Here is a 17101-nt window from a genome sequence, read left to right as displayed (position 1 = left end):
CCGCCATTCGCTTTGAAATAGGGCCGCTCACCTGAATGGTCAAACGGCCGGATGTTGAGAGTTTTAGCCCTGCACCGGCACGAGGTTGACCGCCGAATACTTCCCGCGTCGATCGACTTCGAGGTCGAACTCGAAACGCTCGCCTTCGTTGATCGCCGAGAGGCCCGAGCGCTCAACTGCGCTGATGTGAACAAAAGCGTCCGGCTGGCCATCATCGCGCACGAGGAAGCCGAAGCCTTTCATGCTGTTGAAGAACTTGACGGTGCCGGTTGCCTTTTCGCCTGTGAGTTCGCGTTTGGGCGGGCCGCCGGCCTGCTGGACGGCGATCACGTCACCCACAACCTGCAGATCCTGGGCGGACACCTTGCCGCCGCGGTCGACCAGGTTGAACTCCAGCTCCTGGCCTTCGGCAAGACCTTCGAGCCCTGCGCGTTCGACTGCGCTGATGTGAACGAAGACGTCTTCACCACCGCTTTCCTGCTGGATGAAGCCGAAGCCTTTCTGGCCGTTGAAGAACTTTACCGTGCCTTTGCCGGTGCCAACGACCTGAGCGGGCATGCGGTTGAAGCCGCCGCCACCGCCACCAGCGCCGCCGCCGCGGCCACCACCGCCGCCGCCACGAGGACCGCCGCCGAAGCCGCCGCCACCTCCGTTTCGATCACCGCTGCCGAAGCGGTCACCACCGCCTCCGCCGCCATAACGATCACCACCGCCGAAACGGTCGCCACCACGATCATTTCCGTAATCGGAAGGAGGCGAGAAGCCATCACCGCCGCCAAATGGATCAAAGCTGTCTTCGCCGAATCCGTCCCGCTTGTCCCGTCCGCGCCGACGTCCCCTGTCGTAACCCATAACTTAGTACGTACCTTATCACGCTACCCGGCCTCCAAATCGCTGGTAACGTGGGCAGCAACCCGCACCAGACGAAGAATCGCGCTCCCACATTCGAGAGAACTCTTCATTGATCAAGTCATAGCGCACAAAGCGGCGCTATGCGAATGATTTAACTCAAGACAGTGTCTTGACGTAAAAATGTGACAATTTCGAGGGGTCCTGATGGATCTGTTGGTCTTGCATGCCAGATCAAGCGAGGGCATTGCCACGCAGGTCGCGACAAGCCAGACGAAAGCGCAGGAACGATGTCAGATTTTCGCAAGCTCTCCAATTCCGTCTCCGCAAGCCCGCAGATCGACGCGGAGGATATTGCAGCTGCAAAGGAGCAGGGCTTTGCGATGATCGTCAACAATCGCCCCGATGGCGAGGAGCCAAGCGCGCCGCAGGGCGATGAGATCGCAAGCCTCGCGCACGATGCGGGACTTGAGTATGTCGCAATTCCGATTGGGCATTCCAGTTTCAGCGAAGCGAAGGTCAACGAGATGGTCGCTGCGCTCGAGGCCGCCAACGGCCCCGTTCTCGCTTATTGCCGGTCCGGAACACGCTCGACATTTCTCTGGGCCCTCGCTCAGGCGAAGAGCGGCGCCGCACCTGACGAGATAGTCAGCGCTGCAAAGGCGGCAGGCTATGATGTCAGCCCGATCAGACCAATGATCGACATGCTCTCAGCGCGCTGAAGCCAGATTTCGCTGCGGGCAGCATCTCTCATAAAGCATGGATATTCCCCCACTCCTCCTTCAGTTTGGCGGGTCGCTGGCTGCGATCTTCGCGCTCTTTGTGCTGGCGCGCTGGCTCAAGCTCGGGAGCAAACCCGCCCTGAAGGATGAGGCCGATGTGCGCCGGGTCGCCCGGGAAGTGCTCGATGGCTACGAGGCCACGCGCATATCGATCGCGCGCGGCGGCTCGGCCGCCCTTGCTCGCGACGCATCGGGACAGATCATTGTGATCAAGCTCCACGGCAATCAGTTTGCTGGAAGGGTGCTGGACGCACGTGCTTCGGTGAGTGAGGTGGTCGATGCACTGATCGTGGATCCGGGAGAGGCGCGATTCGGAACAGTCCGGTTATCTCTCGACGACCCCGGATATTGGGCTGACGCGATCAACCGGCTATAGAGCGTTCAATGCCCGACTTCGCGCCCACCCAATATGCCGTGCCGCTATTCGTGGTCGCCGTGCTTGCCGAGATGATCTGGTCGCGCCTGCGCCGTCCGGAAGCATACGAGCCGATGGATACGCTCGTCAGCCTCGCCTTTGGGCTGGGATCGACGGTGGCGGGCGCGCTTTTCGGTGGGTTTGCTGCTTACGTCTTTATCGAGGCCTACGAATATCGGTTGTTCGATTTTGGCCCTGAGTGGTGGGCGGTTTGGTGGGCATGGCCGCTTTGCTTTGTGCTCGATGACCTCAAATACTACTGGGTCCACCGTGCAGGCCACCGCATCCGCTGGATGTGGGCGAGCCATGTGAACCACCACTCTTCGCAGCACTACAACCTTTCGACTGCGCTCAGGCAGAGCTGGACCGGCGCTTTCACGTTCGGCCTGCTGTTCGCTATCCCCCTCGTGCTGCTCGGCTTTCATCCGCTGATGATCGCGATCTGTGGCGGCTTCAATCTCATCTACCAATTCTGGATCCACACCGAGGCGATTGACCGCATGCCTCGCTGGTTTGAGGCGGTCATGAACACGCCGAGCCACCACCGCGTCCACCACGCAACCAATCCGCGCTATCTCGACCGCAACTATGCGGGCGTTTTCATCGTCTGGGACAAGATGTTCGGCACCTTCGAGCCAGAGCGCGACGAAGAACAGATCCGCTACGGCATTATAAAACAGCTAGGCTCGTTCAACCTGCTGTGGGCTGTGTTCCACGAATGGATCGGCATGGTGCGCGATATCTGGAGCGCGCCATGGAGGCACAAACTTTCCTACCTGCTGCGCGAGCCCGGCTGGACGCATGACGGCAGCCGCGACACATCCGACACGATACGCGCGCGCTGGCTGGAGCGGCAAGACGCGCAGACAACGCATGCCGATGCCGCCACAAATTCGGTTGCGACAAGAAACCCGATTGAAAGCCCCGGCCAAGCTGCCTAACCTCCCTCGCCAAGAGGAGAGAATATGGAAAGCTTTGACTACATCGTCATCGGCGGTGGCAGTGGCGGTAGCGCTGTAGCGGGCCGGCTTGCGGTTGATGGAACGCGGCGGGTCTGCCTGCTCGAAGCGGGCGGGCGCAACGACAACGTCCTGATCAAGACGCCCGGCTTCATGCCCTTCATCCGCAACTCGTCGAACTACAAGTTCGACACCGTCCCGCAAAAGGGCCTGAACGGACGCATTGGCTATCAGCCGCGCGGCAAGGGCTTGGGCGGATCCTCGGCCATCAACGCGATGGTCTATATCCGCGGAAACAAATGGGACTACGACAACTGGGCAGACATGGGCTGCACCGGCTGGGCCTATGACGACGTGCTTCCCTATTTCCGCAAGTCCGAATCGAACGAGAATGGCGGGGACGAGTATCACGGCGGCGGAGGTCCGCTCTTCGTTTCCAACCAACGCGCGCCCAATCCCACAAGCCACGCTTTCGTCGAAGGCGCCGCGTCTCTCCAGCTTCGCACCAACGATGATTTCAACGGGGAGCGACAGTCAGGCTTTGGCCTCTATCAAGTCACGCAGCGTGACGGCGAGCGCTGGTCTGCCGCGCGCGGCTATGTCGAGCCGATCCGCGAGCAGGGCAATTTCGCCGTTCGCACCAAGACGCTGGTTGAAAGGCTGGTGATCGAGGATGGCCGGGTCACCGGGGTCCAAATCCGCGAGGGCAAGACGTCGAAGACCTTGCACGCAAAGCATGGCGTAATCCTCTCAGCGGGCGCATTCGGCTCGCCGCAAATCCTCATGCTGTCGGGCATTGGCCCAGCCGAACACTTGAAGGAGCATGGCATCGACGTCGTGCTCGACAAGCCAGCGGTGGGCTCCGAGCTTCAGGATCACATCGACTATGTCTCCGGCTGGCAAACCGACAGCGACGTGCCGATCGGCGGCACGTTGAAAGGCACGCTGAAGATGGCTGCCGCCGTGTTGGAGCATCGCCGCAAGCGCACCGGGACGATGACCACCTGCTTCGCCGAAGCCGGTGGGTTCTGGCAGGTGATGGACGAAGCTCCTGCGCCCGATGTGCAATGGCACTTCGTCCCCGCGGTACTTGAGGATCATGGGCGCGAGAATGTGAAGGGTTACGGCTTCTCGCTGCACGCCTGCGTGCTGCGCCCCGAAAGCCGCGGAACTGTGCGCCTCGGGTCACGGGACGCAGCTGCGGCTCCGGTGATCGACCCCAATTTCCTCGACGATGATCGCGATATCGCGGTGCTGCGCGAGGGCGTGCGCCTGTCGCACCGCATTGTCGATACGCCAGCGATGCAGGTTTACGGGCCCACTGACCGCCATCCGGTTGACCTTCAGGATAACGATGCGCTCGATCAGCTGATCCGCGAGCGTGCCGACACGGTCTACCACCCGGTCGGTACATGCCGGATGGGAGCGGACGACGACGCTGTCGTCGATCCGACGCTGAAAGCGCGCGGGATAGATGGCCTCTGGATCGCGGATGCGAGCATCATGCCCAAGATAGTCAGCGGCAACACCAACGCGCCCAGCATCATGATCGGCGAACGCTGCGCTGACTTCATCAAGGCGGCTGAAAAAGTAGGCGCGTAATACGTAGTGCAGTTGGCGCTACCCAAGGCGCGCAGCGCTTAGCGAACCCAACAAAAAAGAGGCCGGAGCGAACATGCCGCTCCGGCCTTCATCAGTCTGTTCGTTCGCAGGAGGAACGGCTTTTGGCGGGGAGAGGGGAGAAGAGAGAGAGAGCCTCCCCCCGCCAAACTGTATGCGCTCAGGTTCGAGCGAATTCGGGATAGGCTTCCACACCAATCTCGGCATGATCGAGGCCTGCCAACTCTTCTTCTTCCGTCGGGCGGACCCCGATGGTGTACTTGAGAGCGAGCCAGACGACTGCCGAAGCTAGGCTGACCCAGACTGCGGTGAGCAGCACGCCGACCAGCTGGCCAAGGAAGGTCGCATCACCAGTCCAGGCAACGATCAGCGTGCCCCAGATACCTGCGAAGAGGTGAACCGGGATGGCGCCGACAACATCGTCGATCTTTAGCTTGTCAAGCATCGGGACCGTCAGGACCACGATGACGCCGCCGATACCGCCGATCAGGATCGATTGGCCAACGGTGGGTGCAAGAGGCTCTGCCGTGATCGACACGAGGCCAGCCAGTGCGCCGTTGAGCGCCATGGTGACATCGGCCTTCTTGTACATGACCTGAGTGAGGATGATCGCGACGACCACACCGGCACAGGCTGCCATGTTGGTGTTCACGAAGATCTTCGAAACATCGGAAGCATCGCCAACCGTGCCCATCGCAAGCTGCGATGCACCGTTGAAGCCGAACCAGCCGAGCCACAGGATGAAGGTACCAAGCGTTGCGAGCGGAATGTTCGCGCCCGGGAATACGTTGACCCTGCCATCCGCGCCATAGCGACCGGCACGAGCGCCGATGATGACAGCACCAACAAGCGCAGCCCAGCCACCGGTCGAGTGGACCAGAGTCGAACCTGCAAAGTCGCTGAACCCGTGGACGGTGTCGAGGTAGCCCCCGCCCCACTCCCAGCTGACGACCACCGGATAGATGATGCCGGTCAGGATGGTGACGAAAATGAAGAACGGAACGATCTTCACTCGCTCAGCCACGGTTCCCGAAACGATCGAGGCGGTGGTGGCGCAGAAAACCATCTGGAAGAACCAGTCGGATGCGACCGAGTAACCCGTGCCAGTGTCGGCTTCGCCTACCCCTTGCATCGAATAAGGCGCAGCGCCGATGCCGAACAGGCCAAGCGAACCTTCGGCAAAGCCAGGATACGCGATCGAATAGCCGATCACCCAGAACATCAGGCCGGCAATCGAATAAAGGCCGATATTCTTGATACATTGGGTGGAGGTGTTCTTGGCGCGGACAAGGCCTGCTTCGAGCATTGCGAAGCCGGCTGCCATCCACATGACGAGAAAGCCGCCGATGAGAAACAGCAGCGTGTTGAAGATATACGCGGTGCCAGCCGAAACGACTTCCGCGTCAGGCACGGCAGCAAGAGCGGGCTGCGCGGCGAATGCCGAGCCTGCCAATAGGGCAGCGCCGGTAAGGAGAGGCTTTTTCATGAGTTCAGGTCCCCCGGATTAGAGCGCGGTTTCGCCGGCTTCGCCGGTGCGAATGCGGGTGGCCGATGCAAGGTCGAGCACGAAGATCTTGCCATCACCGATGGCTTCGGTGTTGGCGGTTTGCTGGATCGTCTCGACCACTTGCGGAGCGATATCGTCGCTCGCAGCGATCTCCAGCTTCACCTTCGGCAACATGTTGGTGGAGTATTCGGCCCCGCGGTAGATTTCGGTCTGGCCCTTCTGGCGGCCGAACCCCTTAACTTCGGAAACAGTCATCCCGGCGACCCCGATGGAGCCCAGCGCTTCGCGGACCTCATCAAGCTTAAACGGTTTTATGATGGCGATGATGAACTTCATCCGTGCCCCCTTTGGCTTTGGCCGGCTCATCCGGCTGACCAATTGGTCTGCAAGGGGCGTGCCACAATTGTGCAACACGGTTGACGCTGGGGAATCAGGCGCTTTCTTCGCACCTGCACAAAAGTGCGTGCCTAAGGTTTAATCATTTGTTTATTTATTGAGCAGGGTTAGTTGATTTACCGCAATTGACGCGTCTCTGATGTTACTTTGTAACCGCAGTGGGCTACTCGCCTGCAATATATTGCGTCGTCGCGCGGGTCGGCAGTCCATCAATGCTGCTTGTGCGAGATGCGGCTTTGGCCTCCCACTCCTCCGGATTGGACTGCTTGTGGGCTTTTTTGAGCGTTTCGCGCTCACCCTCGAGGCTCATGAAAGGAACGCCCCAGCCGCAGCTGGTCTGGACGCTGTCGATGTCGATTACGAAGATCTGTCGCGTGCCGGGAAGAAGCGTGAAGTTGGCCGCAAGCTCCTCCCACTCGGCATCCTGCGGCAGAACCGGCCTCCCTCGACCATATATGCGCAGGATCAGCGCTGGCCGCTCGAAATTGCAGAACATGATGGTGATGCGGCCATCCGCAGCCAGGTGGGCGTGAGTCTCGTTCCCCGATCCGCCAAGGTCGAGATAAGCGACCTTGCCCGGCTCGAGCACGCGAAAAGCATCGTAGCCCTTAGGGCTGAGATTGATCCGCGCATCCGCGGCGGCAGTAGCGACAAAGAACACCGGCTGTTTCTCGATCATCGCTACGTGTTTGGGTTCAAGCGCGTCGAAGAAATCAGACATGTTCTTGGTCTCCTAGTCCTTGAGGAAGTCTCGCACGACCCCGATGAAGCGGTCAAACTGGTCGTGGTGTAGCCAGTGACCCGCTTTTTCGAACTCTATCACCTCGGCGGTGTTGAAGTGCTTGATCCGCCCGTCCTTCTCCGGGTTCGAGGCCCAGCTGTCTGCGCCGTACATCAGGAGCGTAGGACAGGTGATCGCGCCCCAGATCGCTTCCATGAATTCGTCGGCGATATCCTCAACGCCCCAGACATTGAGGTGCGGGTCGAACTTCCAGCTGTACGTGCCGTCCTCGTTGCGGTTGACGCCGTGGATGGTGAGGTGGCGCGCCTGATCCTCTGTGAGATAGGAGTTTTCCTCGATCATCCGCGCAAAGGCAGCCTCGATGCTCTCATATTTGCGTGGGCTTCGCCCTGCCGCCTTGCGCTTCTTCTCGATCCATTCGCGCATACGCTCAGGATAAGGCGTCTCGCGCTGCTTTTCCTTCCATTCAGGCGACGGGCCCAAACCTTCAATCGCCACAAGCTTGGTCACCATCTCGGGAAACATGCCGGAATAGCGCAGCGCGACATTGCCGCCCATCGAGTGCGACACGATCCGCACCGGGCCAACGCCAAGCTGATGGATTAGCTGGGCAAGGTCATAGACCATATCGCCTGCGCCATAATTGCCGTCGGACACCCAGTCGCTGTCTCCATGGCCGCGGTGGTCCATTGCGATGACATGGTACTCGTCACGCAGCGCCTCGGCGGTCCAGTCCCAGCTGCGGGCATGGTCGCGTCCACCATGGACGAGCACTAATGGCGGCTTTCCCCTGCCTCCCCAATCCTCGTAATTGAGCTTGAGCCGCTGAGAGATGAAGCTTTGTGAAGTGGGGCCTGAACCGTTCATGCGGTTCCCATGGCGCGAAGTTGCGCGGCTCGCAACCTCACCTTTCCTTGGTCGCGCTAAACGTAAGCTCGGGGTTCTTCTCGACCTGATAGTTCACATCCCACGGGCTCTTGGCCATGAAAACGAGATCGCCGTCACGATCACGCGCGAGATTGGCGCGATTGAAGCTCTCGAATTCGGCAAGTGCCTTCGCATCGCCCTTGATCCAGCGCGCGGTCGCGAAGGGTGAGGCTTCAAGTGCGGCCTCGACCTTGTATTCCGCTGCCAGCCGCGAAATGAGCACGTCCAATTGCAGCTGACCGACCACGCCCACAATGTGCTGTGCGCCGATCTCGGGATAGAACACCTGGATCACCCCTTCTTCGGACAAATCATCGAGCGCCTTGCGAAGCTGCTTGGTCTTGGTCGGGTCCTTCAGCTGCACACGGCGCAGGATTTCCGGCGCGAAGTTCGGGAGGCCCGTGAAGCGAAGCTCGTTCTTTTCCGACAGGGTATCACCCACGCGCAGCGTGCCGTGGTTCGGAATGCCGATGATGTCGCCCGCTTCTGCCGTGTCGGCGATCTCGCGATCCTGCGCGAAGAAGAGGATCGGCGAGTGGATCGCAATTGGTTTGCCAAGGCCTGACGGCGTCAGCTTCATACCGCGTTTGAAGGTGCCCGACACCTGCCGCATGAAAGCGATGCGGTCGCGGTGATTGGGGTCCATATTGGCCTGCACCTTGAAGATGAAGCCGGTGACCTCGCCGTGGTCAGGCGCGATCTGTTCCTCGCCTGCAGGTTGCGGACGCGGCGGGGGTGCTACCCGCGCGATGGCTTCGATCAGTTCGGTGACACCGAAATTCTTGAGCGCCGATCCGAAATAGACCGGCGTCAGATCGCCGCTACGATAGGCTTCGAGGTCGAATTCGGGATAGCCAACCTGCGCGAGCTCGGCTTCCTCGGCGAATTCGTCCGGGATTTCGGGATCAGCGTCGCGCTTGCCGAGGAACTCCTTGGAAGCGCCTTCGGGGCGGCTCACTTCGCCGGTCGCGAAATCGAGGATGCCTTCAAAGCGTCCGCCCATGCCGATCGGCCAGCCCTGCGGGCTGACGTCGAGCGCGAGCATGTCGGCGACTTCATCAAGTGTCTCGAACGGATCGCGGCCTTCGCGGTCGACCTTGTTGACGAAGGTGATGATCGGGACGTTGCGCAACCGGCAGACCTCGAACAGCTTGCGCGTCTGCGGCTCGATGCCCTTGGCCGCGTCGATCACCATCACCGCCGAGTCCACCGCAGTCAGCGTGCGGTAGGTGTCTTCGGAGAAATCCTCGTGCCCCGGCGTATCGAGCAGGTTGAAGGTCACGCCGTCTCGTTCGAAGGTCATGACGCTGGACGTCACCGAGATGCCGCGTTGCTGCTCGATCTTCATCCAGTCCGAGCGCGCCCGCCGCGCAGCCCCGCGCGCCTTAACCTCGCCAGCCAGATGGATCGCGCCGCCTTGCAGCAGCAGCTTTTCGGTCAGCGTCGTCTTACCCGCGTCAGGGTGCGAGATGATCGCGAAGGTTCTTCTGTTCGACATGACAATCTGGCCTGCGGATCAGCCGCGCAGTTCCGCTCCCAGCTTGGCCGCAGCGGCGACCACGTTGTCGGCAATCGCTTTGAGGTCCTTGTCCTTGTAGCTCTTGTCCTGCGGCTGCAGCGTCACCTCGATTGCGAGCGATTTCTTGCCCTCGGGCACGCCTTCGCCGGTGAAGAGGTCGAAGACGCGCGCGGCGGTGATGTTCGTCTTGTCGCTGCCGCGAACTGCCTTGAGCAGGTCTTCTGCTGCAAGGTCGGCGGGCACGAGAAAGGCGAAGTCGCGGGTCACGGCCTGCAGCGCGGGCGGCGTGAAGCCCGGACGTGCGAAGCTGACCGGCCCCTTGGGTGCCTTCTTCGCCGGGATCGCATCGAGGAACAGCTCGACCGCTGCGACGGGGCCATCCATGTCGAACGCCTTGAGCGTTGCGGGATGGAGCATGCCGAAGCGCGCAAGCACGTTCTTGGGACCAAGGCGCAGGGTTGCCGACTGTCCCGGGTGGAACTGGTCGCCAGCCTCACCCATCACCATCAGCTTATCCGCAGGTGCGCCTGCCGCCTCGAGCAGCGAGAGCGCGGCGGCCTTCGCGTCGTAGGCATCGTACATCGCGGCCTTGCCACTTGCCCAGCCGCGCTGGACCTTCTCACCCGTCAGCACCACGCCAAGCGTCGCGCGCTCGTCGCTCATGCCATTCTTGCCGCGGAAGTAGCGGCGGCCGAGTTCGAACACGCGCGAAGCGCCCGCGCCGCGATCGGCATTACGCTTGGCGGCGATCAGCAGGCCCGGAATGAGCGAGGGGCGCATGACCTTCATGTCCTCGCTGATCGGGTTGTCGAGCTTCCACAGATCGTCGGTCGCGGTGAAGTGCGCGGCGGCATCTTCGGGCAGGAACGACCAGGTCACTGCCTCGTCCAGCCCGCTTCCGGCAGCTGCGCGGCGAAGCTTACGCTCCATCTGCTGCTGCGGCGTAGCAGTCGGACGAGCCACGCCGTCCATGCGAGGGAGTGCAACGCTTTCGACCTTGTCGAGGCCATGGATGCGCACGACTTCTTCGACGAGGTCAGCGGGCCCTTCGATGTCGTGACGGCGCAGCGGGCAGGTGACGTTCCAGTTGGCATCAACCGTGAAGTCGAGGGTTTCAAGAATACGGCGCTGCTCGTCGGCTGGCACTGTGACGCCGCCCAGCTTGGCGGTCAGATCGGTGTCGAACAGCACGACCTTGGGAGCCATCGGAGGCACGCCGGCCTGCACGGCTTCGCTCGCGCTTCCGCCTGCAAGTTCGACGATCAGGCCGGTCAAAAGGTCGAGACCGTCTTCGAGGAATGCCGGATCGACCCCCCGCTCGAACCGGGTGCGCGCGTCGGAGGCCAGGCCCAGCTTGCGACCCGTGACGCCGATGCGCGGCGGGTCGAAGTAAGCGATCTCGAGGAGTACGTCGGTCGTGTCGTCCTGAACGCCCGAATTCTCGCCGCCCATGATGCCTGCGATGTCGTGGACTTCGTTGTCGTCCGCGATCACGACCATGCTCTCATCGAGCGTGTAGGTCTTCTCGTTCAGCGCCAGCACCTGCTCGCCGCCCTTCGCGCGGCGGGCGACGACTGCGCCCGACAGTTTGGCGAGGTCGTAAACGTGCGCCGGACGCCCGAACGCGAGCATCAGGTAGTTGGTGAGGTCAACCAGCAGCGAGATCGGACGCTGGCCCGCGCTCTTCAGCCGCTGCTGCAGCCAATCAGGCGACGGACCGTTTGTCACCCCCTTGATCACGCGGCCAAAGAAGGCCGGGCAGCCTTCGGGATCGTCGGTGCGGATCTCGACCGGGCACTCGCCCGAGGCTGAGAATTCGGGAAAGGCGATGGGCTTCAGCGTGCCGAGGCCAGCTGCCGCAAGGTCGCGGGCAATGCCGTAGACACCCATGCAGTCGGGGCGATTCGGCGTAATTGCGACGTCAATGATCGGCGAGGAGCCCTGATAGTCAGCAAAGCAGTGCCCGACGCTCGCATCTTCGGGCAGTTCGATGATGCCATCATGCTCATCGCCCAGCTCAAGTTCGCGAACCGAGCACATCATGCCGTTCGATTCGACCCCGCGAATGGCGCTTTTCCTGAGCTCCATCCCGCTGGCCGGAACGACCGCGCCGGGAAGGCCCAGCACGCCCTTCATGCCAGCACGCGCATTGGGGGCGCCGCAGACCACCTGCAGCGGATCGCCTTCGCCGGTGTCGACGGTGAGCACCTGAAGCTTGTCCGCATCGGGGTGCTTCTCTGCCGTCAGCACCTTCGCGACCTTGAAGCCGGCAAGCGTTTCCGACGGGTCTTCAACGCCTTCGACCTCAAGCCCGATCGCGTTCAGCGTATCGGTGATCTCCTGCAACGAAGCATCGGTTTCCAAGTGGTCCTTCAGCCACGTGATCGAGAACTTCATGGCCGCGCTCCTACACCTGCGGAGAGGGTTGGCTGATCGTAGGGCGAGAAGCCATAATGCTGCAGCCAGCGCGGATCGCCATCGAAGAAGGCGCGCAAGTCGTTCATCCCGTATTTGAGCATCGCAATGCGGTCGATGCCGAGGCCGAAGGCAAAGCCCTGGTACTCGTCCGCATCGACGCCCGCCATTTCGAGCACGCGGCGGTTCACCATCCCGCTGCCGCCCAGTTCCATCCAGTCATGGCCTTCATCATCGCCATGACCGCCGACCACGCGGCGGTTGCCCTCATTCGAATAGCCGACATCGACTTCGACCGAAGGCTCGGTGAAGGGGAAGTAGGAGGGGCGGAGGCGAAGCGTGATATCCTCGCGCTCGAAGAAGGCCTTGAAGAAGGTCTCCAGCGTCCATTTGAGGTGGCCCAGATGAATGCCTTTGTCGACGACGAGGCCCTCGACCTGGTGGAACATCGGCGTGTGCGTCGCGTCGCTGTCAGAGCGATAGACGCGGCCCGGCGCGATGATGCGGATGGGCGCGCCTTGCTCCTTCATCGAGCGGATCTGCACCGGTGACGTGTGCGTGCGCAGCAGCATCTCGCCGCCATCAGCCGACTTGTCCGGGAAGTAGAACGTGTCGTGCATCGCGCGCGCCGGGTGGCTCTCATCCATGTTGAGCGCGGTGAAATTGTGCCAGTCGTCCTCGATCTCAGGACCGGTCGCGACCTGGAAGCCGAGGTCGGCGAAGATCTCCGCCAGCTCGTCCATCACCTGGCTCACCGGGTGGATCGAGCCCTTGTGAGTGTTCGGTGCGGGCAGCGTCAGGTCGATCGTCTCGCTTGCCAGCTGCGCTTCGAGAGCTTCCGCTTCGAGCGCAGCCTTGCGCGCGTCGATGGCTTCGGCGACTTCGGCGCGCACGGCCTGGATGGCGGGAGCTGCGTCCTTGCGCTCCTCCGGGCTCATCTGGCCGAGCGTCTTGAGAGCAAGGCTTACCCAGCCCTTCTTGCCGAGCGCGGCAACGCGTTGTTCCTCGAGCGCATCGAGCGACGTCGAGGCCGCGATCGCTTCGAGAGCGGTGGTCTTTTGTTGTGTCAGTTCGGTCATTGTCTGGCCTGCTTGGGTGAGCGGGTCCGCTAGCGCCTATTGGCTCCAGTTGCAAAGCGCTTGTTGCAGGTGCGAGCGAGCCAGGTGCGGGTGTGGCTTACGAACCCTTGGTGCGCGGGTCGTGCAAGCCCTGCACCGCCTCGCCCGCAATCGCCATGCGCGCCCGGGCAGCAGCGACCAGCAGCGGCTTCTCCAGCCTTGAATAGGCAGTCGGGCTCATGCCCATGAAGCGCTTGAAATCGCGCACGAAATGCGCCTGGTCGTGATACTGGTAGTCGAGCGTCGAAAGCCATCTGAGCGAGGGATCGAGCATGAACTGGGCAAGACTGCGCAGGAACCGCTGGCGGCGCAGCAGCAGTTTGGGAGTGAAGCCAAAAGCGCGCTTCGACAGCCGCTCAAGCGAGCGCACGTTCATCGCCACCCGGTCGGCGAGATCGGCGACCTTCGAAAGCTCTGGATCGACCAGCTGCGCATTGATGCGCTGAATCGCCTGCGCCGATGCATTCTCGGTGGGGGCAATCTGCGCCATGTGCGCTTCGATCAGGCGCAGTTCGGATGCAAAGTCGCCAGTGCTTGCGGCCAGAGCGCGGGCAAGCGGCTGGAACGCGGCAAAGGCGTTGTCGGCATTCCCGTCAGCGGTGCGATCAGCGTAATCGCTCGCGGGGGCGTCCACGAAGTTTGCCCAACCTAGCGGCATAAGGCCGATGCCCCAACTCCTTCCCGTGCCGATGCGAAAGCGGGCCGCCTTGCTGGTCGGGCCGGTAGCCGAAAAGGCGGGCGACGCTTCAAGCGGCGCATCGCCGATCGCGCTCTGCGCCCAGCCCTCGTCCATGAAGCGCAGATTGGCCCATTCGGGATGCAGGTAATCTTCGAGCACCGGCTCTTTGGGCGAAGCGGCAACTTCTGTGCAGTAATAGGTCGTCACATAAGGGCGCAGCTCTTCAGCAGGCAGCGCGAAGCGGATCGTGATCGCATTACCCAACTCGTTCCGCATTTACGGTGTGCGAACCCCCAACTGCCCGTTTTGTGGTCCCTTTGGCCCCGCTTAAGGCCGCCTGAGACTTCACCCCATTACTTGTGAAGAGCTGTTACATAGGGACGCCTTGCCCGGTAGGAAACCGCAAACTGCACGGATCGTCGTGCGAGTTAGGTCCCCTCACCCTGTTTGGGTTCATCGAGCGTCTGCGCTGCGCTTCCCCAGACGCGGGCCCTGGCTTCCATGAAAGAGGTCAGCACCGGCTTGTCGAGCGCCGCATACTGGCTCGGCGTCATCGTCATGAATTCGGTGAACTCGCGCGTGAACTGCGCTTGGTCGTGATAGTCGCCGTCCATCGCTTCGGTCCACCGCACACTGCTACCCTGTCCGCGATGGAGCATGAAACTGGTGAGGCTGCGCATGAAGCGCTGGCGACGCATCAGCAGCTTGGGTGCGAAGCCAAAGTAGCGGTGGCAAACCCGTTCGAGGGTGCGAATGCTCATCCCGCAGGCGTCGGCAAGGTCGCCCACCGCGAAATGCTCTCCGCTGACAAGGGCTGCATGGACGCGCACGATCTTGGGCTCATCACGCGAGGGCCGCATCAGCCTGCCCATCACTTCGATGATGTGAGCATATTGCTCTTCAAGCGTCGCATCGGGATCGCACAGCACGCCTGACAGCTCATCGAACTTGCGAAAGGCCCGGTGCTGGGTTCCTTCAAAGACCGTGTTGGCAAGGTCGTAGGCTTCCGCATCGACGAAACGCGCCCAGCCCATCGGGAGAAAGCCGATCCCCCACATCCGCGTCGTGCCCACGGTGAAGTCACAGGGCAGCGAGCTTGGGCCGGTGGTGTTGAACCTTGCTCCCTCAAGCGAGGTTTCGCCGATCTGCGATTTCGGCAGCGATCCGCTGAAGAAGCGGATATTGCCCCATTCGGGCTGCAGGTAGTCTTTGACCGTGCCGCCATCGGCCACGTCGAGTTCAAGGTGGTAGAACGTCGTGAAGCATCCGTCGAACTCGCTCGTCGGTGCGAAGAACTGGCTGCGGACAGAGTGCTGGGGCCCCGTCAGCCCGGCTGCGGGGGCGATCGCCCCGGTTCGCATGTCCTGCTCAATCCCCATGAGTTGAAGTCTGCGCCAATTGACGCAGTTCTACAAGCGTTCTGGCGCATTACTACAAGAGCGCGGTGCATGAGACGCGGGCGCCGAACGCCTACTTCCAACGCAAAAGGGCCCCGGTGCATGACCTGCACCGGAGCCCTTTTTGAGGTGTCAGCAGATCAATGCTGCTTAGGCGGGAAGTGCTTCCTTCGCCTGAGCGATGATCGTCTTGAACGCCGCTTCTTCGTTCATGGCGAGGTCGGCCATGACCTTGCGGTCGAGCTCGATCCCGGCAAGCTTCACGCCGTGCATGAACTGCGAGTAGGTCAGGCCTTCAGCGCGGACCGCCGCGTTGATGCGCTGGATCCACAGAGCGCGGAAGTTGCGCTTCTTGATGCGGCGATCGCGGTAGGCGTACTGGCCGGCCTTTTCGACGGCCTGACGAGCGATACGGATGGTGTTCTTGCGACGACCGCGATAGCCCTTGGCTTGATCGAGCAGACGCTTGTGCTTGGCGCGCGTGGTAACGCCGCGTTTGATGCGAGGCATATCAGTTTCTCCTTAGATCGCGATCAGTCGAGCCCGTAAGGGGCCCATTTCTTCACCGTCTTCGTGTCGTGTTCGGACAGGACAGTGGTGCCGCGGTTCTGGCGGATGTACTTCGCATTGTGGCTGATCAGGCGGTGGCGCTTACCAGCAACACCGTGCTTGACCTTGCCGTTGGCGGTGATCTTGAAGCGTTTCTTCACACCGCTCTTGGTCTTAAGCTTGGGCATTTTCATCTCCTTTGATCAGAGACACGTCAAACCAGCCCTGGCAGCCCTTTCAGCCAGGCCGGTCGCTTGATTCGTGTCGTTGAAGACGCGCCATTTAGCGTTTTGGCGCAGGATTGCAAGCGTTGTGAGGGGGTCCTGCAGGCGAGAAGTGGACCGCATGTTACACGGTTCAGGGCCAAAACTGCTCACCTGTCACTCTGGTGCTGTCAAACCGTCACCTTGGGGCGAGAACCGTCACTTAGAGTGCGAAAAGTGTCACCTTCGCGCTCATAAAAAATCACCCCGTTTGTGTAAGCTGAAGGCTGGCCGACGATGGGAAAGAGCGCGAGCGAACATAGCGGCCCGCAGCGCTGTAGGAAAACGCTGCGAAGGCTCAGCCGGTGAAGGGTTTGCGTCCCGTCGTCTCAAGCCACAGTTTGAAATCGCCGCTCACAATCACCTCTGCTCCCTCGGGCAGCTCGGCGGTCCAGACATATGTTTCGGCATGTGTCTCGCCATATCCGTCCCAGCCATCGACCGGCATGGGCTGGCGGGTGTAATTGGGCCCCTCGAACGCATCGATTGCCGCGATATCCACCCCGCTTGCATCGTGGATCGTGCCCTGCACCACCGAGGAAAGCCGCGCCTGCGTGGGGATGAGCGCAGGATACCAGCCGTGTTCGTCGGGAATGGCGAACAGCGACCCGTGCACGGTGGCCTTCGCCCCGAGCCCGAGACCCTTCAAAAAGGGCCAGTCCTGCCCGCCGGGACCAAGCCCATCCTGCAAAACGCCGTAGAAGAAGAGATGTTTGGTACGGATCATAATCCGCGACTTCGGTTCTTGGGATCAGTCATTCAAGCTCAGTAACTCAGTGGCTCAATCTTTGACCGTCGCCGGGTCTGGTTGCTTTTCCGATCCTCCCAAACGAATGATAGCAAGGATGATATGATAGCCGCGGTGAGAACCCATCTTTGATACGTACCTGTCGGATCAATGATTGGCCCACCATTGGCAGCTCTAAGCTGGCCTACAACGTAAAAGAAGCCGGTAATGATAGCC

At 61.4% G+C, this 17101-nt stretch carries 17 protein-coding genes; 4 read left to right on the top strand and 13 right to left on the bottom strand.

The window, feature by feature from the left end:
• Positions 1–63: 63 nt before the first annotated feature.
• Positions 64–852, bottom strand: coding sequence for a cold-shock protein (locus tag AC0V6T_RS15195; protein ID WP_486128238.1), 789 nt, complete (start codon positions 850–852; stop codon positions 64–66).
• 287 nt (positions 853–1139) lie between these two features.
• On the opposite strand from AC0V6T_RS15195, the gene AC0V6T_RS15190 reads away from it, so the two are divergent.
• Genes AC0V6T_RS15190 through AC0V6T_RS15175 form a run of 4 tightly spaced genes read left to right on the top strand, consistent with a single transcriptional unit; the run spans position 1140 to position 4607 of the window.
• Positions 1140–1571: a protein tyrosine phosphatase family protein gene (locus tag AC0V6T_RS15190; protein ID WP_486128236.1), complete on the top strand. Its 432-nt coding sequence runs from the start codon at positions 1140–1142 to the stop codon at positions 1569–1571.
• A 37-nt stretch (positions 1572–1608) separates the two neighbouring features.
• Entirely contained in the window at positions 1609–2007 is a 399-nt protein-coding gene (locus AC0V6T_RS15185; RefSeq protein ID WP_486128234.1) for a hypothetical protein, read from the top strand.
• Between the two features lie 8 nt (positions 2008–2015).
• Positions 2016–2987, top strand: a complete 972-nt coding sequence (locus tag AC0V6T_RS15180) for a sterol desaturase family protein (protein ID WP_486128232.1) — start codon at positions 2016–2018, stop codon at positions 2985–2987.
• A 24-nt stretch (positions 2988–3011) separates the two neighbouring features.
• Entirely contained in the window at positions 3012–4607 is a 1596-nt protein-coding gene (locus tag AC0V6T_RS15175; RefSeq protein ID WP_486128230.1) for a GMC family oxidoreductase, read from the top strand.
• Between the two features lie 178 nt (positions 4608–4785).
• Here the strand turns inward: AC0V6T_RS15175 and AC0V6T_RS15170 are convergent, their stop codons facing one another.
• The 12 genes from AC0V6T_RS15170 to AC0V6T_RS15115 form a co-directional block, all read right to left on the bottom strand.
• A complete protein-coding gene (locus tag AC0V6T_RS15170) occupies positions 4786–6111 on the bottom strand; it encodes an ammonium transporter family protein (RefSeq protein ID WP_486128228.1) in 1326 nt (441 codons plus the stop codon).
• Positions 6112–6129: 18 nt separating this feature from the next.
• Positions 6130–6468 (bottom strand): P-II family nitrogen regulator, encoded by a 339-nt coding sequence (locus tag AC0V6T_RS15165; RefSeq protein ID WP_007165571.1) that lies wholly within the window; start codon positions 6466–6468, stop codon positions 6130–6132.
• A 223-nt stretch (positions 6469–6691) separates the two neighbouring features.
• Positions 6692–7249 (bottom strand): pyridoxamine 5'-phosphate oxidase family protein, encoded by a 558-nt coding sequence (locus AC0V6T_RS15160; RefSeq protein WP_486128225.1) that lies wholly within the window; start codon positions 7247–7249, stop codon positions 6692–6694.
• 12 nt (positions 7250–7261) lie between these two features.
• Positions 7262–8137: an alpha/beta fold hydrolase gene (locus AC0V6T_RS15155; protein WP_486128223.1), complete on the bottom strand. Its 876-nt coding sequence runs from the start codon at positions 8135–8137 to the stop codon at positions 7262–7264.
• 37 nt (positions 8138–8174) lie between these two features.
• A complete protein-coding gene (locus AC0V6T_RS15150; protein WP_486128221.1) occupies positions 8175–9695 on the bottom strand; it encodes a peptide chain release factor 3 in 1521 nt (506 codons plus the stop codon).
• 18 nt (positions 9696–9713) lie between these two features.
• On the bottom strand, positions 9714–12113 hold the full coding sequence (gene pheT / locus AC0V6T_RS15145) for a phenylalanine--tRNA ligase subunit beta (protein ID WP_486128219.1): 2400 nt from the start codon (positions 12111–12113) through the stop codon (positions 9714–9716).
• Complete coding sequence (pheS, locus tag AC0V6T_RS15140) at positions 12110–13210, bottom strand: phenylalanine--tRNA ligase subunit alpha (protein ID WP_486128217.1); 1101 nt, start codon at positions 13208–13210, stop codon at positions 12110–12112. Before pheS ends, pheT begins: the two co-directional genes overlap by 4 nt.
• A gap of 97 nt (positions 13211–13307) precedes the next feature.
• The gene (locus AC0V6T_RS15135; protein ID WP_486128215.1) at positions 13308–14204 is read right to left on the bottom strand and encodes a helix-turn-helix domain-containing protein; all 897 of its coding nucleotides are present in this window, start codon (positions 14202–14204) and stop codon (positions 13308–13310) included.
• A gap of 152 nt (positions 14205–14356) precedes the next feature.
• Positions 14357–15289 carry a helix-turn-helix domain-containing protein gene (locus AC0V6T_RS15130; RefSeq protein ID WP_486128213.1) on the bottom strand — a complete coding sequence of 311 codons (933 nt, stop codon included), beginning with the start codon at positions 15287–15289 and terminating at the stop codon, positions 14357–14359.
• A gap of 186 nt (positions 15290–15475) precedes the next feature.
• Positions 15476–15835: a 50S ribosomal protein L20 gene (gene rplT / locus AC0V6T_RS15125; protein ID WP_486128211.1), complete on the bottom strand. Its 360-nt coding sequence runs from the start codon at positions 15833–15835 to the stop codon at positions 15476–15478.
• A 23-nt stretch (positions 15836–15858) separates the two neighbouring features.
• Entirely contained in the window at positions 15859–16062 is a 204-nt protein-coding gene (gene rpmI / locus AC0V6T_RS15120) for a 50S ribosomal protein L35 (RefSeq protein WP_040464994.1), read from the bottom strand.
• Between the two features lie 373 nt (positions 16063–16435).
• Positions 16436–16864 carry a gamma-glutamylcyclotransferase family protein gene (locus AC0V6T_RS15115; RefSeq protein WP_486128208.1) on the bottom strand — a complete coding sequence of 143 codons (429 nt, stop codon included), beginning with the start codon at positions 16862–16864 and terminating at the stop codon, positions 16436–16438.
• Between the last annotated feature and the right edge of the window lie 237 nt (positions 16865–17101).

This window comes from Erythrobacter sp. S158, from assembly GCF_057364915.1.
Note: the sequence above shows the minus strand (reverse complement) of the source record. Positions and strands in the feature narration are given on the sequence as shown.

Coding starts and splice junctions, on each gene's coding strand:
- AC0V6T_RS15160 (WP_486128225.1), bottom strand. CDS start 7,249: ATGTCTGATTTCTTCGACGCGCTTGAACCCAAACACGTAGCGATGATC.
- AC0V6T_RS15135 (WP_486128215.1), bottom strand. CDS start 14,204: ATGCGGAACGAGTTGGGTAATGCGATCACGATCCGCTTCGCGCTGCCT.
- rplT (WP_486128211.1), bottom strand. CDS start 15,835: ATGCCTCGCATCAAACGCGGCGTTACCACGCGCGCCAAGCACAAGCGT.
- AC0V6T_RS15170 (WP_486128228.1), bottom strand. CDS start 6,111: ATGAAAAAGCCTCTCCTTACCGGCGCTGCCCTATTGGCAGGCTCGGCA.
- AC0V6T_RS15130 (WP_486128213.1), bottom strand. CDS start 15,289: ATGCGAACCGGGGCGATCGCCCCCGCAGCCGGGCTGACGGGGCCCCAG.
- AC0V6T_RS15180 (WP_486128232.1), top strand. CDS start 2,016: ATGCCCGACTTCGCGCCCACCCAATATGCCGTGCCGCTATTCGTGGTC.
- AC0V6T_RS15190 (WP_486128236.1), top strand. CDS start 1,140: ATGTCAGATTTTCGCAAGCTCTCCAATTCCGTCTCCGCAAGCCCGCAG.
- AC0V6T_RS15150 (WP_486128221.1), bottom strand. CDS start 9,695: ATGTCGAACAGAAGAACCTTCGCGATCATCTCGCACCCTGACGCGGGT.
- AC0V6T_RS15195 (WP_486128238.1), bottom strand. CDS start 852: ATGGGTTACGACAGGGGACGTCGGCGCGGACGGGACAAGCGGGACGGA.
- pheT (WP_486128219.1), bottom strand. CDS start 12,113: ATGAAGTTCTCGATCACGTGGCTGAAGGACCACTTGGAAACCGATGCT.
- rpmI (WP_040464994.1), bottom strand. CDS start 16,062: ATGCCCAAGCTTAAGACCAAGAGCGGTGTGAAGAAACGCTTCAAGATC.
- AC0V6T_RS15115 (WP_486128208.1), bottom strand. CDS start 16,864: ATGATCCGTACCAAACATCTCTTCTTCTACGGCGTTTTGCAGGATGGG.
- AC0V6T_RS15165 (WP_007165571.1), bottom strand. CDS start 6,468: ATGAAGTTCATCATCGCCATCATAAAACCGTTTAAGCTTGATGAGGTC.
- AC0V6T_RS15155 (WP_486128223.1), bottom strand. CDS start 8,137: ATGAACGGTTCAGGCCCCACTTCACAAAGCTTCATCTCTCAGCGGCTC.
- AC0V6T_RS15185 (WP_486128234.1), top strand. CDS start 1,609: ATGGATATTCCCCCACTCCTCCTTCAGTTTGGCGGGTCGCTGGCTGCG.
- AC0V6T_RS15175 (WP_486128230.1), top strand. CDS start 3,012: ATGGAAAGCTTTGACTACATCGTCATCGGCGGTGGCAGTGGCGGTAGC.
- pheS (WP_486128217.1), bottom strand. CDS start 13,210: ATGACCGAACTGACACAACAAAAGACCACCGCTCTCGAAGCGATCGCG.